Source organism: Fibrobacter sp. (assembly GCF_045601785.1).
Classification (GTDB): domain Bacteria; phylum Fibrobacterota; class Fibrobacteria; order Fibrobacterales; family Fibrobacteraceae; genus Fibrobacter.
The window spans coordinates 1-17523 of record NZ_JAZSAF010000042.1 but is presented as its reverse complement, the minus strand read 5'-3'; the positions used below and the strand labels follow the sequence as shown (position 1 = coordinate 17523).

Here is a 17523-nt window from a genome sequence, read left to right as displayed (position 1 = left end):
GATGAACATCCTTGTAGTCAATTACCGCGACCGGATGCACCCTGCTGCAGGGGGCGCTGAAAAACATTTACACCGCATTTTTTCGCTTGTGGCAGAAGCGGGGCACAAGGTCGTGCTCCTGACGACGGCTTTTGCAGGTTGCAAGCCTCGCGAAACGGTGGACGGAATCGAGGTGGTTCGCAAGGGTGGCGATTTGCTGTTCCAGCTGACGACGGCGATGAATATCCGCAAGTTGGATCGTGAATTCAATTTCGATGTGGTGGTGGAAGACTTGAACAAGCTTCCGCTGTTTACGCCGTTCTTGACCAAGAAACCGGTGGTGGTACAGATGCACCACTTGTGGCGTGGCTCCATTTTCCATGAGGCGTCGTTCCCGATTGCCTTTATGGTGTGGGCATTTGAACGCGTTATTCCGTGGTTCTACCGCAAGCAGCCGTTTGTGGTGGTGAGCCCGAGCACCAAGTACGAACTGGAAGAGATTGGAATTGCCGAAGACCGTATCTCGGTGATTTATAATGGCTCCGATGATGTGGATCCGTCGCAGGTCTTGGCGACCGAAGACGTGCCGAGTACGCCGTATTTTTTGTGGCTTTCTCGCGTGCACCGCTACAAGGGAATTTGGACGGCGCTCGAGGCATTCGAAGAGTTTGCCGAGAACCACTCGGATGTAAAGCTCGTGGTGGCAGGTGACGGCCCGCTCCTGAAAAAGATTCCGGCGTGGCTCAAGGAACGCGGGCTTACGGAGCGTGTTGAACTTTTGGGCTTTGTGTCGCCTGCGAAGAAGCGCGCCTTGCTTGAGAAGGCGGTGGCATTGTTGCAGACGAGCTACAAGGAAGGTTGGGGCCTCACGGTAGTGGAAGCTGCAAGGCTTGGAACGACGACGATTGCAAGCGATGTGCCGGGACTCCGCGATAGTGTTAGGAACGGCGAAACGGGGCTCCTGTTCCCGGTGGGGGATTTTCATACTTGTGCGTCCGAAATGGACCGGCTTTATAGCGACGACGATTTGCGCACGAGACTTTCGTCGGCGGCAAAAAGCTATGCGGGCGAGTTCCGCTGGGACATTGCGGCTGAAAAGACTCTTGATCTTTTGCAGGACGCCGTTATAGAGCGACAAGTGGGGGGTGGAAATGAGTAAAATGAATGGCCGACTGAAATCGGTGCTGATTTTTTGCTTGAAACTGGTGGTGACGATTGTCCCCGCTTACTTTGTGTACCGAAACATCGTGAAGGCGCCGGACTGGAGCGTTGACGATCTGTATAGACTTTTTAGCGCGCACAGCGTGTGGCCCTTGTTTGTTGCGCTTTTGTGCCTTGGCCTTTCGAACTTTACGGCGTGTCTGCAGTGGAAGCTTTTGCTCGAAAAGCAGAACGTGAAACTCGGTTACGGACATCTGCTCAAGCTCTATTATGTGGGACTCTTCTTCAACAACTTTATGCCCGGCAATGTGGGCGGAGATGCCAAGAAGGTTTATGACATCCGTATGCAGGGAGGGCAAGATTCCGTGGGCGCTGGACTCACGGCGACATTCTTCGACCGCCTTTACGGACTTTTCTTTATTACGCTGTTTGCGCTTGCCATGGGGCTTCTGTTCTTTATGCACGACGAGGCGCAGCGCTCGTTCATGTGGCCTTCGGTATGGATTTTTCTAGGCTTTTGTGCACTCTTTGCCGCCCTTTGCAGCCGTAGGCTCGGGCGCCTCTTGTGCAAGGTACTTACGAAGATTTTTCCGAAAAAGGTTAACGAACGTCTGATCCACATGTTCGAACGATTCCAGCAATTCCGTTCGGTAAAGCTTTTGGCGTCTATTAACTTGCTTTCGGCGGTGACTCAGGGGCTCCGAATTCTGGTGCATTATTTTTGCGGAATCGCGGTGGGCGTGGACCTGTCGATTTCGTGGTATTTTTATTACATCCCGCTGGTTGCAATCGTGAGTGCGCTCCCGATTTCGATTGGCGGTTTCGGCCCGCGTGAACTTTTGGCGCAGTCGCTGTTTGCGCGTGCCGGGGTGCCGGGGCTTGAATCGGTGGTAATTCAGTTGCTCGCTTACTTTGTGAGCCTTCTGCTGAGCCTATTCGGCGCATTCGTGTTTTTGCTCGGCGGAACGCCTGCGGCAAAAGTGCCGGCTAAGGCTGAAGGCGAACCGAAATAATTCGACGGTGTGTGCCTTGGACTGAAACGTTGGGGCATGCGACGGTTTTTAGATAGCGGTGGCGAATTACATGTACTTCGCCCCAATCCATGCGAGGCGTTATGGACGCCGAAGAAATCCTCAAGGGATTGAATTCTGACCAGCGTGCGGCGGTGCTGCACGACCATGAGAAAAATGCGCAACTTTTGATTCTGGCGGGGGCCGGTTCGGGCAAGACTTCTGTCTTGACCAAGCGAATCCAGTACAGGATTCTTTGCGGTGTAGAACCTGAAAAAATCTTGGCGCTGACCTTCACCGCAAAGGCCGCCGCCGAAATGCGGGAGCGCGTGCAGAAACTGTTCCCGAATGCGGGCGTGCGGCTGTGTACATTCCATTCGCTTGCACTGTACATGCTCAAGTGCAAGATTCCGAATGGAGCGGGTGGTGAGTATCCGGCTTACGAACTCCTGGGCTTCAAGAAGATCCCTTCGCCAACGGAATCTTCGGAACGTGAATTCTCGCAGGCGCTTTCGAAGCTCAAGTTGAAAGTCAAGGTGTCGCGGGAGAACTTGTTCTCGGACTGCTATGGCGCGGCGGTGTCGGCAAAATTGCAGCCGCTCCGCGAGGCGGTTCTTGAATCGGGGCAGGTCGTTTTTGAAGACCTGATTTATTCGGCGATTCAGCTGCTCGAGACCAACGAGGCGGCTCGGAATTATTTTCGCGAACAGTGGAAAGAAATTCTGGTCGACGAGTACCAGGATATCAACCCGTCGCAGTACCGTCTGGTGAAAGGGCTGCTCGGCGACCGCAAGCAACTATTCGTGGTAGGCGATGACGATCAGGCGATTTACGGGTTCCGCGGCGCAGACATCGGAAACATCGAGCGCTTCTGCGAGGACTTCAAGGAATCGACGCAGATTCGCTTGGAATGGAATTACCGTTCGGTTCCGAATGTGCTTTACCTAGCGAACGATATCTTCAAGAACAAGCCGATTCACCTGCGCAAGATGCTGCGTGCTGGCAATTTGAACGGCTCTGGCGGAAATCCGCTGTACAAGGAAAATCGCAAACCCGAAATTTGGGTGTCCGATAATCCGGTCGAAGAAGTGCAGAAGATTATTCTTTCGATAAAGGAAATGCGCGTCGGTTATGACCTTGCCTGGAAAAATTTTGCGATTCTGGTTCGCTACAACCGTCAACGACTTTACTATGAGCAGGCGCTTCGCGACTACAACATTCCCGTGGCAGGCGATGTCGTGGAGACTGCGTCCGAATCCGGTTCGGAAAAGGAGTCTGCGTCTCCCGAAGTAACCGTGGAAGACGGTGTGCATGTCGAGACGGTGCATGCGTCGAAGGGACTTCAGTATGCGGTGGTCTATTATGCGGGACTTTGTGAAAAACTGACTCCCGGCGAATGTACCGGGGACCGCAAGGCTCGCAAAAAGCAGCTCGATGAGGAGCGAAGACTTTATTATGTGGGAGTGACCCGCGCCGAGGCGTGTCTCTTTTTGTTATATTGCAAGCGAAGGTTCTGGAAGGGCAAGTTGCGCCGCTTTAGGCGTTCGCGCTTTTTGCCCAGGGAATCGAAAAATGTTCCGGTAGTAAAGATGCCTGTTGTTTTGTTTAAGGTCTATGTAGCCGTTACGGTGCTTGCGTATATGCTGATGTATATACTGTTGCTCCCTTTTATCAAGCTTCGCTACGGCAGGAATTTTGATGCGTGGCTTGAACGAAAAATTCAGGATTTTTCAAAATTCTGCATGAGACGGCTGCGCGTGGACTTGACCATCGAAGACCAGGCTCAGCTTGGAAAGGTCGACTGGAGCCGCCCCGTGTTCGTCGTCGGAAACCACAACTCCTTTGCCGACATCCCGATTGTGTTCCTGGCTATCCAGAAGACGGTTGGCTTTGTGGCGAAGAAGTCGCTGTCCCGGATTCCGTTCCTGAATTTCTGGATGCATAAGATTGGCTGCGTCCTGGTGAACCGTGAAAAGGGCGGTGCCGCCAAGGCGGTACGCAAGGCGATCGCCGAAAGGGGAAAATCGGTGCGTATCTTTATCTTCCCCGAGGGGACCCGCAGCAAGACTGGTGCACTAGGCGTCTTCAAGAGCGGCGTGTTCCGCTTTGCCTGCGAAAACGATGCGATTTTGCTCCCGCTCGTCATCAAGGGTTCCGGCCCCGTCTGGGAACGCCGCAAGGATAGTGGCCGCTGCAAGGTGGACGTGAAGGTGCTTGCTCCCATCGATGTCGTGGAATGCCGTAAGGAAAACGAGAAGTTCGACCCGAAGGTGAACCTGCTTCCGATGGTACATCGGCTGATGGAGTCGGAACTGTGATAGGCGTCTTCGATTCGGGCTTTGGCGGACTCACCATTTTAAAGAACCTGCAGAAGGCGCTTCCGCAGTACGACTACCTGTACCTGGGCGACAATGCTCGCGCCCCTTATGGCTCCCGCAGCTTCGAGACGATTTTCCGCTACACGCTGCAGGCCGTGCGCGAACTGTTCAGCCGCGGATGCCCGCTGGTGATTCTTGCCTGCAACACGGCGTCTGCCAAGGCGCTCCGTAGTATTCAGCAAGATGTTCTCCCTTACGAGTTCCCCGACAAGCGTGTGCTCGGCATTGTGCGACCGACCGCCGAAGAAATCGGCAAGTTCAGCCGCTCGGGCCATATCGGCATTTTCGGAACGGCGGGGACGGTGTCTTCGGGCAGCTACCTGATCGAAATCAAGCATTTCTACCCGGAACTTCAGGTGACGCAGCATGCCTGCCCCATGTGGGTGCCGCTGGTGGAATATGGCGAGCGCGAATCGGAGGGGGCAAGGTTCTTTGTGAAAAAGGACATCGATGCGCTCCTCTCCGAAGATCCCGAAATCGACACGCTCCTTTTGGCCTGTACCCACTATCCGCTCCTGGAAGGGGCAATTCGGGCCTCTCTCCCCGAACGGGTGAAGCTCGTTTTCCAGGGGGACATCGTGACCGAGAAGACGGTGGACTACCTGAGGCGCCACCCGGAGATGGAATCTCGCCTTACAAAAAATGGAAAAACGAGGTTCTTGACGACCGATACCGCGAAATTCTTCGAAAAAGGGGCATCGCTCTTTGGAATGACGGGTTTTTCGGCGGAATCAATCACCTTTTAGCTTATTTTTTTGTATCTTGCGTATTGGAATAGGCAACGGACTACCACAAGTAGTCCGCTTGTAAGATTTATATAAAAAGGGGACCCCGGACCAAAAATTCGGGGTTCCCAAAGTTTAACCTAACTAGAGAGGATGACAAATGCCTAAAACACAGATCAATCTCGAAGGTTGGCAGGATTACCGCGGCAACGCTGCCGGTAGCCTGCTCTACGTCGAAACCAGCCACCAGTCCGAAATGCCGGTCCGCGACCAGCTCAACGAAAACGGCAAGGGTTTCCTTTACGAACCCAACTACGAAACTAGCACCTACGGCCTGATGAGCTGCTACAACGTGAAGGCGATCAACGCAATCCTCAAGGCAAAGAGCCGCTATATTCTCTTTGGCACCCGCTACGAAGGTCTGAGCGATTCCGAACTGCGCAACAAGTACCTGATTATGGGTTATATGCGCATCGACAAGGTCAAGGATGTGCGTACCCGCCACATCCAGCGCTATATGGCGAACCCGGAACTCGAAGAGCCGGAATGCATGCAGCTCGAACATAACTGGGCTGTCTATGGTCCGATGCGTTTCGTGTCGATGAACGATTCCTTCGTGGTGACCGACGAAATCCTGAAGGAATGGGGCTACCGTGGCCATGCCAGCCGCCAGCTCAAGGCCGTGTTCAAGAAGGAGCACCTAGAACAGATCCTTTCCTATCTCGACTCCAAGGAAGACATGATTGACGAATACATCGCAACGGTCGACGAATACAAGGAAGCCCTCGAAGAAGGCTAATTAATTGGCGAAATTGATGAAGAAAGCGGGTTTTTACCCGCTTTTTTCGTTTTAGGACTCGTTGAGAAAAGTCCAACGATTTGTTCAACGGTGTTGAAATTGTGCTTTGAAAACGCCTTTCAAGAATATATTTTCCTAGTCGATATAAAAGGAGTCTTAAGATGTGCATTAGAAAATCTGTCTTTACCTTGGGCCTTGCTGCCCTTGCGACCACTTTCATCGCCTGCTCTGACGATTCGAGCAGCGGCGATCCGACCGCTCCGACTGACGATCCTCAGGTAGTGCCTGGTGATTCGACTTCTGTAAACGGGGATCCGGCCACGGTGAATGACTCTACGAAAACGACCGATTCGACTAATGTCAACACTCCGATCGACAACCCGCCTGCTGTTCCGGGTTCGTTCAGCTACCTGCCCGTGACTGAAGGGGCAACTGAAGGTGCCCAGAAACTTTACAACTTCCTTGCCGTGAACTACGGTGTAAAGACCGTTTCGGGCGTTATGACAGGCGATGTGAGCTCTGCCTCCCTTAAGGAACTTCCTGATGTGGCCGCCTTCTACGAACATACCGGCAAGTACCCTGCTCTAGTAGGTTTCGACTTCCTTTTTGCAACGGGCAAAAATGCGGGCGATGCCTGGTACCAAAGCTACACCCAGATGGCGCTCGATGCCGCAACGGATCTGTGGAACCAGGGCGGCATTCCCGCATTTACCTGGCACTGGAAAGATCCGAGCGACCAGATAGATGCCTTCTACACCAAGTCCGGCAATGCCAGCGAATATACCGAATTCGATTTCACCCAGGGATTCGTTGACCCTGCCTGTACAGCCAATTGCGCTTGGAATGTCGAATCCGAAACTTATAAGCAACTCGTGAGCGACATTGACGAAATTGCGGATATGTTCCTTACCCTGCAGGATGCAGGCGTTGCCGCTATCTTCCGTCCGTTGCACGAAGCAAGCGGCAAGTGGTTCTGGTGGGGCACCAAGGGTGGCGCTGCGTTCCAGGCCCTTTACAACTTGGTCTACGACGAAATGGTTGGCGTCAAGGGTGTCAAGAACCTTGTTTGGGTGTGGAACCCCGAATACACCAAGGATACGGACTGGAATCCAGGTGCAAACAAATATGACGTGATTAGCCTTGATATCTACGAAGCTTGGGATTATACCACCAAGTACACTAGGGCCTATTCTGAACTCAAGACCAACTATGGAACCGGCAAGATGTTCGCCGTTTCTGAAAACGGCCCGATCCCCGATATGTCTACGATGGCTGCAAACAATACGAAGTGGGCTTGGTGGATGCCGTGGTACCAGACTTGGGACGGCAAGTTCCTGGACCACACGGTCGCTGGCGTTTGGAAGGCGAACATGGAAAGCCCCTGCACCATTAGTCTCGAAAGCATGCCGGGCTGGGCTAACTACTCCGTTTCGACGACACCGGTTGCCGCTTGTGAAGTCGGCTACGCCCTGGGTTCTATCGATTCCGCTCGCGTCATCGAAGAAATCTTCCCCGAAGACCTTGCCACGAACGGCTGGCTCAAGGCGAAGCTCACCGCCGCAGGTGAAGAAGATACCGCCAAAGGCAATGTCGTGATTCTCGACGCGAATATTCCCGATCTTTCTGCCGCAACGAAGCTTACCATGAAGGTGTACAACACCAACCAGATGTCTGGTATCTGGTTCACGGTAGCCTTCCTTACGGGCGCTCCGGACTGGGCCTGGGCTCAGCCTGAAGGTTGCTGGGTGAACGCCGGCGAAGAGACTCTCTGCGAAATCGACCTTACCACGACTGCCAAGGACCAGGTTGTGTTGGAAGGCGACGATTACACGGCCTTCATGTCGAACATTTCGAAGGTCTATCTCGAAATCTTTGCGGCAGGCTTTAACGGAACCGTCTACTACGACGACGTGACCGTTGATGGAACGATCGTTATTAACGATTTCAATACCGCTCAGAAGATCAAGGTGGAAGAAGGTAGCTTTATTACGGCAGAAGTTGTCGGAAACGGAAACTAATCAAGCGCATTTCTCTTCATGACTCCAAGGTCCCTGCGGGTTTACGCCCGTGGGGACTTTTTTATTGCGGTAAAGACAACGCCTTTTCCGCTTTTTTGCTTTCAAAGTGATTTTTCGGTGGTTTCGAAGGTATATTTAAGGCAAATATGATGGAGTGTTGTATGGGATGTAAATTACTCGCGGCTCTGTCCGCATTCTCCGTGGTATCTGCTTTTGCTGCCCCCACCATGTACGAGGCCGAAGATTTGCCGGGCGTAAGCGTTGCCGAAGGAGCCGAGTTTTCGGGTGGAAAGTACGCAGAAACGGAAGACCCGAGCGGCATCACGTTCACCGTCAAGGTCGAAGAAACCGCCGTCTACGATATTACCACCAAGGTTTTAATCAAGCAGTATGACTGGACCACTTCTAAAATTGCGGTCAACGGTATTGATGTAGGCTCCATGCTTACCACCCCGCGTAATTGCGATTCGAGCTATGTGGTTTCGGCATCCGCCAAGATGCGTGCCGGCGAGAACAAGATTACTGTAGGTAACCAGGCTCTCGGCGTGGATTACATTACCGTCGAACGCCACCCCGATCCGGTGTTCAACATTGGGCCTGTCCCTGTCACGCCGAATGCCAGCGCAAGTGCGCAGAAGATTTATAATGTCCTCCGCGAAAACTTCGGCAAGAAGACTATTAGCGGCATGATGATCAGCGACCAAAACTTCAACTACGACTACGGCAACATGCGGCTCATTCCGCCTGGCGGCTGCACGCCCGCCGATTCCTGCAAATTCAGCGACGAAGAAGTTTCGTGGAAGGGCCAGACCGACATCGCCGAATTCTACAAGCGTAGCGGACACTATCCCGCTATTGGCGGCTTCGACATGCTCTTTGCGGCAGGCGGCCACCATGAAGAAGGCTGGTTCAGGGGCTACACCGAAAACAACCTGGTGATGACCGAGCAGCTGTGGGAAATGGGCGGCATTCCGACTTATACTTGGCACTGGAAGGTCGGCGAAGACACCGTATTCTACACGCAGGGCACTCCCGCAGGCTTTAACAACCCCGGCTGCACCGAAGGCGTCATGGGCACTTCGAACACAAATACCTGCTTTAACTACACCAAGGCTTTCAAGGGCGAACAATGCCAGGAACTTGACGAGACATCGCAGGAATATAAGGACATTGTCGCCGACGTAGACATTGTTTCGGGCTACTTCAAACAGCTCGAAGAAAAGGGAATCGCCGTCGTGTGGCGCCCCCTGCACGAGGCCAGCGGTGGCTGGTTCTGGTGGGGCGTGGGTAGCGCCGAATGCTATGTGCAGCTGTACCGCCTGGTATTCGATCGCATGGTGAATACGAATAAACTCACGAACCTCATCTGGGTTTGGAACATCAATACCGATCCGAAATTTGGCTACGACTACAGCGCTCTGAATGCGGCCTGGTACCCGGGCGATGCATACGTAGACATTGTCGCAGTCGATATCTATGACCCGCTAATCGATCACAATTCTGCCGCCAACTACTTCAACAAGATAGTAAGTGACGTGGGCACGAACAAGATGATTGCCTTGAGCGAAAACGGCGCCATTCCCGATATCGACAGCATTGCCGAAGACAAGGCCTATTGGAGTTACTGGATGACCTGGAGCCAGACCTGGAGCGGAAACTTCCTCGAAAAGACGACCACCGATATGTGGAAAAGGAACCTTGACGACGAACGTATTATCGCGCTCGATGACATGCCCGGCTGGGACAAGGTGAAGACGGACTTTGTCGCTAAACGTGGGGGAATTGCAAATAAATTAAGTGTTGCCCGACAGGGGATGAACCTTGTGGTGACGCTTCCGCAGCCGGGCTATGCCGACATCTCCTTGTTCGACTTGTTGGGACACCGCGTGGCGACCTTTGCCCGGGGGAGCCTGTCGGCAGGAACCTTGCAGTTTAGCCTGGATGGCTTTGCAGGCGGCAAGTACATCGTCCGCGTCAAGGGGGCTGGGCAGTCGGCTTCGCACCCCGTCTTGATCAAGTAGGAAAGGCCCTGGCTTCAAAAAAAGACCCTTCCGAGGAAGGGTCTAAGAGCGGCGGACCGGGATCGAACCGGCAACCATTAGCTTGGAAGGCTAAGGCTCTACCATTGAGCTACCGCCGCGAGCAAGTCCAATTATACAAAATTATGGGCGTTTTCAAAGGGGTATTCCAAAAAGATGTTGCTTTTTTCTGTAAAAAAACTATATTTACCGCCACAATAACCATTTACCTAGAGGTAGCTTAACTTGGCGTTACAAAACCCCCGCGACCGCCGCATGCCGAACAGACAGAGCGACGGAACCCGCATTAACGAAGACATTCGCATTTCCCCGATCCGTCTTGTCAAAGACGATGGCGAGGCCGTCATCATGGAAACCAAACAGGCTCTCCAGATGGCCAAGGACGCCGGACTGGACCTGGTGGAAGTGTCTCCCAATGCTAAGCCGCCTGTATGCCGTATCATCAACTACGGCAAGTTCAAGTTTGAACAGATCAAGAAGGCCAAGGCCGCTAAGGCCAAGCAACACGTGGTGAAGCTTAAAGAAATCAAGATGCACCCGAAGACTGCAGAGAACGACTACCTGTACAGGATCAAGCAGGCCACCGAGTTCTTGCAGGATGGCATGAAGGTCAAGCTTATTATGCAGTTCCGTGGGCGCGAAATGGCGCACATGGACTACGGCAAACGCCTGATGGAGCGCGCTAAAGAAGACTTGCTCCAGTATGGCGATCTGGAAATGGATTCGCGAGTCGAAGGCAACACAATGCTCTCGATTTACGGTCCGAAACGCGGTGCAGGTACTGCCAAAAAGCAGGCCCCGGCACCAAAGCCCGTAACCGAGCCCATGGCAGCAGGTGAGGCTTCAACTTAATAACCTAAAGAGGTAAAAATGCCTAAGATGAAAACACACAGCGGTGCTAAGAAGCGCTTCCGCCTGACTGGCTCCGGCCACGTCAAGTTCAAGCGTGCTGGCATGCGCCACATTCTTGCCAAGATGTCCACGAAGCGTAAGCGTAACCTGCGTAAGGGCGCTCTCGTTAAGAAAGTCGATGTTTACCATGTCAAGCGTCTGCTTGTCGTTGCATAAGGAGTGTAAGAATGCCACGCGCTAAAACCAGAGTTCCTTCCCGCGAACGCCGCAAAAAAATCCTTAAGGCCGCCAAGGGTTTCTATGGCCGTCGCAAGTCGAACCTTCGCCTTGCTATCGATGCCGTGTCCCATGCCGGTCAGTATGCCTACGCTCACCGTCGCGACAAGAAGGGTGACTTCCGCTCTCTGTGGATTGTCCGCCTCAATGCCGCTGTCCGTGAACTCGGCATCAGCTACAGCCAGTTCATTTACAAGCTTTCCAAGTCGGGCATCAAGCTGAACCGCAAGGTTCTCGCTGACATGGCCGTCGCCGATCCGGCATCCTTTGCCAAGGTCGTGGAAACTGTGAAGGCTGCCTAATAGCTGCATCTTCAACGCGAGAAATTGCGTCCTGTCTGTAAAGGCGGGACGCTTTTTGCTTGAATGCGCGACGGTCGGCGAATCCGTCACTTTTTCGTAAAAAAACGGACTAAACGCGGTTGAATGGCCGTTTAGTCTGTATAAATCGAGCAAAAACACATGTGGGCGTTTCTTACAAAGTAATCCTTTACGGACTAAATGCGGTCGAATGGCCATTTAGTCTGTATAAATCGAGCAAAAACACATGTTGGCGTTTCTTACAAAGTAATCCTTTACGGACTAAACGCGGTTGAATGGCCGTTTAGTCTGTATAAAGCAAGCGAAAATGCGTGTTTATGTTGTGCGCATAGTAATCCTTTACGGACTAAATGCGAGCGAATGGCCATTTAGTCTGTATGCGCAGATTTGCTAGCGTAAAAAGCGGTGGATTTCCGCCGCGCAATTCATGAACCCTGCTAGAAGAAATTCACCGGCAGTTCGGTCTTCTTGCGCCCGGCAGGTTCGATGACAGCTGCAGAGAACTTTGCCGAGTTGAAAAGCTGGTTCATTGTGGCGACGACTTCGTCTTCGGTGATAGATCGGATTGTCTTCTCGGATTCGTCCATGGTGCGGAATTCGCCCAGGTGAAGCATCTGTTCTGCCATGCGCACGACGCGCTTTTCGGGGCTGTCTGCGCCGAGGTACATGCCACCCAGGATGTTGGCCTTGGTGCGTTCGAATTCACCCTTGTTGAATCCGTGTTTCAGGAACTTCTTTGTCTCTCCAAGAGAAAGGTCGAGTGCGGTGCGCAGCTGGTGCGGCTCCGTGGCAAGCGATACGCCCCAGTCAACACAGTCGCAGTAGACATCGGCGGTGGAGTAGACGGAGTAGGCAAGCCCCTTGTCTTCGCGGATCTTCTGGAACAGGCGCGATGCCATGCCGGCGCCCATCGCCACGTTGAAAAGCGAAAGGGCGCAACGGCCGCGTTCATCCATCAGGCTGCGGTCAAAGCTTAGGCCCCAGAAGAGGTTCGACTGGGCGATGTCCTGCTTCTGCACGATCTTCACGCTGTTTGTGGCCTTGTAAATGTCGGTGGGAATAGTTCCACTAGATTTCTTTTGTGCGAATTTTTCTGTACAAAGTTTAACAAGCTCGTTGTGGTCGACTTTACCAGATGCACATACTAGCAACGGAATCTCGTTTACGACCTGCTCCCTATACTTGAGCATCTGCTTGTGCGTCAGCGCCTTGACCTGCCTAATGTTTCCTGTGATGGAATGGGCGATGCCTGAGCCCTTGAAGTGGATGGCGTTAAATACGTCACCCACGATTTCTTCGGGAATGTCGTCGTAGCTGTGGATTTCTTCAATAATCACACGGCGTTCCTTTTCCATTTCCTTCTTGTCCATGCGCGGGTGCATGAGCATGTCTGCAATCACGTCGATGGCAAGCGGCAGGTGACTTCGTTCGATTTGCGCATAGAAGCCGGTCTCCTGGCGCGTGGTATATGCTTCCAGGTTTCCGCCCTTGTCTTCGATGGCGCGCGCAATTTCAAGCGCGCTCCGGTTCTCGGTTCCCTTGAATACCAGGTGCTCGTAAAAGTGGCTGAGCCCGTATTCGTCCTTTTTTTCGTGGCGGCTTCCGCGCGGCAACCAGACGCCGACGGCGACCGAGTAGGCATGCGGCATGTAGTCCGTCAAGATTGTGATGCCGTTATCGAGAATAGTCTTTTTTACAATCTGTTTCATATAGGTCTCAGCTCGGTCGCCTAGGGCTCCCTTTGAGGGGTGAGGACGGGGCTTTGCCCCTTTGAGTTAAAAATAATCGCGCCTAGGGCGCCTAATGTTTTGCTCAAAGCGTAGCGCGCTCGAAGCGAGTTTACGAGCGACCTCATTGCTCACTCCGTTTACTAGCATATTCCCTGTGCTTTGCCTTCACTTCTTCGCTCACGTTCATGCAACTTTGCAATTTATAGTAAAAATCTTCAAGTTGCTGCGGGGTGTAAATGGTCTTGCGGCTCGTGATGCACTTGAGCAGGGCGCCCTGCAGTTCGCTGCAATGGACGATGCTCCAAAATTCGTTGTCCCTGGGCACTCTGCGCAGGACGCAGCGGTCGCTGAAGACCACAAAAGAAATAAAGTGCGCCTGTTCGTGGCGAATTTTCAGGAAGTGTTCCAGCGCAAGGATGTGCCCGATGTTCTGGCGGATGGGATTGTGGAACGTGTGTTCGGTGCGTTCGTTCAGGTGCTGTGTCCAGCGTTCGGTTTCCAGGTCGCCTTCGATTTCTCCGGAAATGTTCTTGCTCTCGAGAACATAGATGCCTGACTGATGCAAGAGCAAGGCGTCGATTTCGGTGTAGCCCGTGCGGGCGGGAACATAGAGATTTCGCATCAGCACATACTTGCGCTTGTCGGTGTCGCAGACGCGCGCGGTGAGCGCCATCATTGCCGCTTCTCCAAAGATCCCGCGGGGATCGTTGGTAATACGTTCGTCGTTGAATTTCGGGTCGGGCTTGAAGAAGCTTTCGCCCCTGGTGGGGGCGTGCGTGATTCCGTAGCCGCCGAGTTCAAAGGGCCTGTCCAGTCCACGAATCTCGTGGCCTAGTCCCTGCTTACGTTCCTGTTCAAAATCGTGGAAAGTCTTTCGCCGGCCGTCGCTGTGGAACATCTTGCCGTTCTTTTTCGGGGCCTTGCCATTGATCTTGAAAAAGACAAGGGCGAGTACCAGGACGATGCCGATGAGGGTCGAAAGGGTCATGCTAGTTCTTGACGATGCCTACGTCGCCCTGCTTTACGAATCCGCGGACTTTCTCGCCGAGGCGGATTTCGACGAAGTTCCCCTGTTCGCTGAGTACTTCGAAGGTGGTGCCTTCGGAAAGCGTGTTGAGCGTCTGAGACTTGTCGCTTGGGGCACTGGTCACGTCGGCGTCCTTGGCTGTGACGACTCCTTCGATTTCTGTTTCGGCGACAAAGACCTTGTAGCCGGCGCTCATCGCGACAATGCAGAAGATTCCCGACAGCACAAACAGCGTACCGATCAGGATGTTCTTCTGACGGTCGCTTCGGCTGATGCGCCTTGCGATGGCGACGAGTGCCATTGCCCAGAAGAGCCCAAGCAGCACAAACATCTGCGCCTTGAGCGAAAGCGCGTGGTGCGCCTTGAAGAGCCCTGCAAGGAGCGGATTTTCTTCGCCGTCTTCGTCGACCTTGTCGCGGGTCATTGCCTGCGCGTACTTGAGGTTGTGCAAAATGTCGTCGTTGCTCGGGTCAAGCCGCAGTGCCGATTTGTAATAGTAGATGGCAAAGCCCAGGTTCCCGTTCCTGAAGTAGGCGTTACCTAGGTTGTAGTAGAGGTCGGCGCTCTCGGCGCCGTTGTCTACGCAGGTGCGCCATTCGTCGATGGCCCGTTCAAAGTCGCCTTCGTTATAAGCTTTCGTGCCGGTCTCGATGCCAGCGCAGTTCTCGGCGGCGCTGGCCGAACCGAACGCCACCGCGATTGCGAATAAGACAAACAGAAATTTTTTCATAAAGTACTCATTCCACATTTCACACTCCACACTTCACACTCGTTATACCTTCAGCCCATCGCAGAGTTTTTCCACATCATTAAGCATTTTCTGCTGTTCGTCTTTGGTGGGGTTCACCGGAGCAAACCGTGCGAAGGCGCACTTTTCGAGCCAGCTGTCGATAGCCGTAATGGTTTCGTCACCTACGCCGAGCTTTGCGAGTTCTTCGTTCATTTGCGCTCTAGTCATTCCCTTGAATTCAAGGTTGGTCTTGTCGCTCAGGTAGTCGATAAGTCCGTTTTCGAGCGCGGCATAGAGCGCCTTGGCGTCTCCCTTCTGCAGTGCTTCGCGGGCACTTGCAAAGCGGGCCTTGAGCATCTTGTTGGCTTTGCCCTTACGCATCAGGGCGGCGTCGCTGTTGTGCTTGCGGCATCTGCGCACGGCAAACGTTACAATCAGGTAGAACGGAATCGCTGCGGCAAAAAGAATCCAGTAGGCGACGCTCTTGTAGGGTGCTGCGTTGTTCGCGGAATTGTTCACCTTGTGGATAAATCGTATGTCGGAACCGAGAGATTCAATTTCCTGTTTCTGCACGGCGGCGGGGCCTTGCGCAATCGGTGCCTGGAATATGGCCTCGGCTGCGGCTTCGCCCTTTTCAACCACGACGTTCCAGGGGCCCGCCTTGGCGGTCTCGTATTTCTTCTTGGCAGGGTTGAACCAGGAGTAGGTGATTTCGGGAATGGTGAAATCCCCCTTCTTCTTGGGGTACAGGAACACGCGAATGTTCTTGGTCGTAATCACCTTGTTGCCGACAATCTTCTTGTTGATTTCGTTTTCGGGGGGCACCGAGCGGAACTCGCCGAAGTCGGGAAGCTTGGGATCGGTGATGGATCCCGGCAGGCCGTCGCCCTTGATGTTGATGGTGAGCGTCATGGCTTCGCCGACTTTGAGGTTTGTGCGGTCGAAGTCTGCGCTGAAGCTGTAACTACCCACCATGCCACTGAAGTTTGCGGGCTTGCCCTCGTCGGGCAGCGGCTTAACCGTAATATTAATAGCGGGCGTCTGGGTCTCGGTCTCTACCGATTCCTGCTTGACGCTCCTGCTGGAGAATGTCATGCCGCCCATCTGCTTGTTCTCTTCGACGACTTTCGGTTCACCGCGCTTCACGTACTTGAACTTGAACGGTGGAATCTGCAGATTGCCGCTCTTGTTCGATGCGAGCCAGGCGAACTTGGCGCTCGCCTGCATTTCGCGGCGGTTTCCTTCGACGGGTTCAAACTTCATGTTGGCAAGGTCGCTGCGGTGTACAATAAAGTCGTCACCGGTGTTCATGTCGGTGGCCTGTAGGCCGCCTTCGAAATGCTCGTAGGTGTGGAATCCGAGAGTCACATTGAACTGCTCGCCTTCGTAGACCGTTTTCTTGCTTGGGGTGAGCGATACGGCGAGGGCGTCATCGGAGTAGGCGCGCTGCACACTAAGGGGAATGTCGCCGGTAAGGTTGCGCTTTTGACCGTCGATGTTCATGAAAATCTGTCCGACACTAATTCGGCCGGTCTTTTTCGGAGCTTTCAGCTTAAACGTATAGACGCGGGCCTTGTAGCCGCCGCGGCTTCCTCCACCGAAAAATGAATTGAACATGTCATCCATGCTGGGGCGGATTACCTGGTCGGTACTGTCGATTCCGGCGAGGGTAAAGCCGTTCGCTGTTTCGATGGACAGGTCGCTGCGGTTTTCGGGGAGTTCGTTCAGGGGGAATATAAGTTGCAGTCCAAAGGTTTTGCCCGATTCGATGCGTTCCCGGTCCACTTGCAGGGAAGGGCGCGCCGTGGCGTACAGGGCCAACGCAAGGCAAAGGAGAATAATTCGTTTCATGCCCCAAAAATACCAAATTTCGCTAGAAAAGACAAATATAGGGGAACGTCTCCCCCTCTGCGAGCACATTGCTCCTTGGTGGCCATGCACACTAAAGAGCTGTGCTCTAAGTGCTGTCCGCGCGTACTGCCCTGTTTTTAGGAAAAAATGTAATAAACAAATAATTTAATATATATTCTTTTACCCTTGAAGCGTTAGTAAATTTTTGTTAAATTTGGCGCGCTGTTGAAAAACGGCGATAAAACGACAAAAACAAAGGATAAAAGGACTTATGTACTGCATTCTCGCTGCCCTTCTGATCAAGAGCTTCAAGAAGTATGGCAAGCGCGCCTAATCGCCGCCCCCGCTTTTTAATTCTCTCTCTGATGATTCCGGTTATGCTGAATAGGCTGACCGGTATTTTTTTTGCCTTGTCGTGGTCGCGACTCTCGCCTTAGTCAAAGTTTAGAGTTCGTCTATACGGGGTGAAACCGGCGTTCTTGATGAATTCTTCGGCTTGCTCGATGGTGGTAAGCCCGTGGTTCTGGAGAACGTTCTCTTCGATGACGATGCTGTTGATGTCGTCGGCGCCGCTATGCAGCCCGAGTTCACCTAAAGAAAGCCCCATGCCGAGGAGCGAGACTTCGAT

General features: G+C 53.2%; 14 protein-coding genes, 1 tRNA gene and 1 pseudogene. 10 read left to right on the top strand and 6 right to left on the bottom strand.

The genetic code is table 11. The features are described 5' to 3' along the window. The first annotated feature begins 1 nt into the window (after window position 1). The 7 genes from ACKI61_RS06195 (at window position 2) to ACKI61_RS06165 (ending at window position 10091) form a co-directional block, all read left to right on the top strand. Window positions 2–1138 (top strand): glycosyltransferase family 4 protein, encoded by a 1137-nt coding sequence (locus tag ACKI61_RS06195; RefSeq protein ID WP_407456888.1) that lies wholly within the window; start codon window positions 2–4, stop codon window positions 1136–1138. Continuing rightward, window positions 1131–2153 carry a lysylphosphatidylglycerol synthase transmembrane domain-containing protein gene (locus tag ACKI61_RS06190; protein WP_407456887.1) on the top strand — a complete coding sequence of 341 codons (1023 nt, stop codon included), beginning with the start codon at window positions 1131–1133 and terminating at the stop codon, window positions 2151–2153. The genes ACKI61_RS06195 and ACKI61_RS06190 overlap by 8 nt, the downstream gene beginning before the upstream one ends. Before the next feature lie 101 nt (window positions 2154–2254). Then, window positions 2255–4468, top strand: a complete 2214-nt coding sequence (locus tag ACKI61_RS06185) for a UvrD-helicase domain-containing protein (RefSeq protein WP_407456886.1) — start codon at window positions 2255–2257, stop codon at window positions 4466–4468. Next, a complete protein-coding gene (gene murI, locus ACKI61_RS06180; RefSeq protein WP_407456885.1) occupies window positions 4465–5274 on the top strand; it encodes a glutamate racemase in 810 nt (269 codons plus the stop codon). Before ACKI61_RS06185 ends, murI begins: the two co-directional genes overlap by 4 nt. Window positions 5275–5413: 139 nt before the next feature. Then, window positions 5414–6052 (top strand): hypothetical protein, encoded by a 639-nt coding sequence (locus ACKI61_RS06175; RefSeq protein WP_407456884.1) that lies wholly within the window; start codon window positions 5414–5416, stop codon window positions 6050–6052. A 161-nt stretch (window positions 6053–6213) separates the two neighbouring features. Beyond that, window positions 6214–8070, top strand: coding sequence for a glycosyl hydrolase (locus ACKI61_RS06170; RefSeq protein ID WP_407456883.1), 1857 nt, complete (start codon window positions 6214–6216; stop codon window positions 8068–8070). Between the two features lie 161 nt (window positions 8071–8231). Next, on the top strand, window positions 8232–10091 hold the full coding sequence (locus ACKI61_RS06165) for a glycosyl hydrolase (protein WP_407456882.1): 1860 nt from the start codon (window positions 8232–8234) through the stop codon (window positions 10089–10091). A 47-nt stretch (window positions 10092–10138) separates the two neighbouring features. Here ACKI61_RS06165 and ACKI61_RS06160 read toward each other — a convergent pair. Next, window positions 10139–10210: transfer RNA gene (locus tag ACKI61_RS06160), tRNA-Gly, on the bottom strand. A 124-nt stretch (window positions 10211–10334) separates the two neighbouring features. Here ACKI61_RS06160 and infC point away from each other — a divergent pair. The 3 genes from infC to rplT are packed head-to-tail and all read left to right on the top strand — an operon-like array spanning window position 10335 to window position 11539. Then, window positions 10335–10961, top strand: coding sequence for a translation initiation factor IF-3 (gene infC / locus ACKI61_RS06155; protein WP_407456881.1), 627 nt, complete (start codon window positions 10335–10337; stop codon window positions 10959–10961). A gap of 18 nt (window positions 10962–10979) precedes the next feature. After that, window positions 10980–11177, top strand: a complete 198-nt coding sequence (gene rpmI / locus ACKI61_RS06150) for a 50S ribosomal protein L35 (protein ID WP_072800243.1) — start codon at window positions 10980–10982, stop codon at window positions 11175–11177. An 11-nt stretch (window positions 11178–11188) separates the two neighbouring features. Beyond that, a complete protein-coding gene (gene rplT, locus ACKI61_RS06145; protein ID WP_073318484.1) occupies window positions 11189–11539 on the top strand; it encodes a 50S ribosomal protein L20 in 351 nt (116 codons plus the stop codon). Window positions 11540–11994: 455 nt separating this feature from the next. Here rplT and ACKI61_RS06140 read toward each other — a convergent pair whose 3' ends face one another. The 5 genes and pseudogenes from ACKI61_RS06140 to ACKI61_RS06120 form a co-directional block, all read right to left on the bottom strand. Next, on the bottom strand, window positions 11995–13266 hold the full coding sequence (locus ACKI61_RS06140) for a M16 family metallopeptidase (RefSeq protein WP_407456880.1): 1272 nt from the start codon (window positions 13264–13266) through the stop codon (window positions 11995–11997). Window positions 13267–13408: 142 nt separating this feature from the next. After that, window positions 13409–14275 carry a nuclease-related domain-containing protein gene (locus ACKI61_RS06135; protein ID WP_407456879.1) on the bottom strand — a complete coding sequence of 289 codons (867 nt, stop codon included), beginning with the start codon at window positions 14273–14275 and terminating at the stop codon, window positions 13409–13411. 1 nt (window position 14276) lies between these two features. Continuing rightward, window positions 14277–15044, bottom strand: coding sequence for a tetratricopeptide repeat protein (locus ACKI61_RS06130; protein ID WP_407456878.1), 768 nt, complete (start codon window positions 15042–15044; stop codon window positions 14277–14279). Between the two features lie 42 nt (window positions 15045–15086). Beyond that, window positions 15087–16895 carry a BatD family protein gene (locus ACKI61_RS06125; RefSeq protein ID WP_407456877.1) on the bottom strand — a complete coding sequence of 603 codons (1809 nt, stop codon included), beginning with the start codon at window positions 16893–16895 and terminating at the stop codon, window positions 15087–15089. Between the two features lie 433 nt (window positions 16896–17328). Then, window positions 17329–17523: pseudogene (locus ACKI61_RS06120) on the bottom strand (dehypoxanthine futalosine cyclase); the annotation flags it as partial.

Bases quoted from the DNA above. Each gene is read 5' to 3' on its own strand.
- ACKI61_RS06165 (WP_407456882.1), top strand. From the start codon at position 8,232: ATGGGATGTAAATTACTCGCGGCTCTGTCCGCATTCTCCGTGGTATCT.
- ACKI61_RS06130 (WP_407456878.1), bottom strand. From the start codon at position 15,044: ATGAAAAAATTTCTGTTTGTCTTATTCGCAATCGCGGTGGCGTTCGGT.
- rpmI (WP_072800243.1), top strand. From the start codon at position 10,980: ATGCCTAAGATGAAAACACACAGCGGTGCTAAGAAGCGCTTCCGCCTG.
- ACKI61_RS06190 (WP_407456887.1), top strand. From the start codon at position 1,131: ATGAGTAAAATGAATGGCCGACTGAAATCGGTGCTGATTTTTTGCTTG.
- rplT (WP_073318484.1), top strand. From the start codon at position 11,189: ATGCCACGCGCTAAAACCAGAGTTCCTTCCCGCGAACGCCGCAAAAAA.
- ACKI61_RS06175 (WP_407456884.1), top strand. From the start codon at position 5,414: ATGCCTAAAACACAGATCAATCTCGAAGGTTGGCAGGATTACCGCGGC.
- ACKI61_RS06125 (WP_407456877.1), bottom strand. From the start codon at position 16,895: ATGAAACGAATTATTCTCCTTTGCCTTGCGTTGGCCCTGTACGCCACG.
- ACKI61_RS06185 (WP_407456886.1), top strand. From the start codon at position 2,255: ATGGACGCCGAAGAAATCCTCAAGGGATTGAATTCTGACCAGCGTGCG.
- ACKI61_RS06135 (WP_407456879.1), bottom strand. From the start codon at position 14,275: ATGACCCTTTCGACCCTCATCGGCATCGTCCTGGTACTCGCCCTTGTC.
- ACKI61_RS06170 (WP_407456883.1), top strand. From the start codon at position 6,214: ATGTGCATTAGAAAATCTGTCTTTACCTTGGGCCTTGCTGCCCTTGCG.
- ACKI61_RS06140 (WP_407456880.1), bottom strand. From the start codon at position 13,266: ATGAAACAGATTGTAAAAAAGACTATTCTCGATAACGGCATCACAATC.
- ACKI61_RS06195 (WP_407456888.1), top strand. From the start codon at position 2: ATGAACATCCTTGTAGTCAATTACCGCGACCGGATGCACCCTGCTGCA.